Genomic DNA, 461 nt, shown 5'->3' on the forward strand with positions numbered 1-461 from the left:
AGTTCCGCCGGGCGACCGGGCTGCCCACCGCGACCAACATGATCGCCACTGACTGGCGGCAGATGACCCACGCCCTGGCCCTGCAGTCGGTCTCCATCCCGCTGGCCGACCCGCACTTCTGGACCATGCAGGGCTCGGTGCGGGTGGCGCAGCTGTGCAACGCGATGGGGCTGACCTGGGGTTGTCACTCCAACAACCACTTCGACATCTCCCTGGCCATGGTCACCCACTGCGGTGCCGCGGCCCCGGGCGAGTACAACGCCCTTGACACGCACTGGATCTGGCAGGAAGGCACGGAACGGCTCACCACAACCCCGCCGCGCATCGTCGGCGGCGAGATCGCCGTCCCGGACGCACCGGGCCTGGGCATACAGCTCGATTTGGACCGGCTGCTCGCGGCACACGAGCTGTACCAGCAGAAGGCGCTGGGGGCTCGCGATGACGCCGTCACCATGCAATAC

General features: G+C 68.1%; 1 protein-coding gene. It reads left to right on the forward strand.

Annotated features, from left to right (window positions below; translation table 11 throughout):
* On the forward strand, nucleotides 1-461 hold a 461-nt coding region (locus TN53_RS42335), incomplete at both ends, for an enolase C-terminal domain-like protein (protein WP_046264234.1).

Origin of the sequence: Streptomyces sp. WM6386, assembly GCF_000972385.1 — a bacterium.
Taxonomy (GTDB): domain Bacteria; phylum Actinomycetota; class Actinomycetes; order Streptomycetales; family Streptomycetaceae; genus Streptomyces.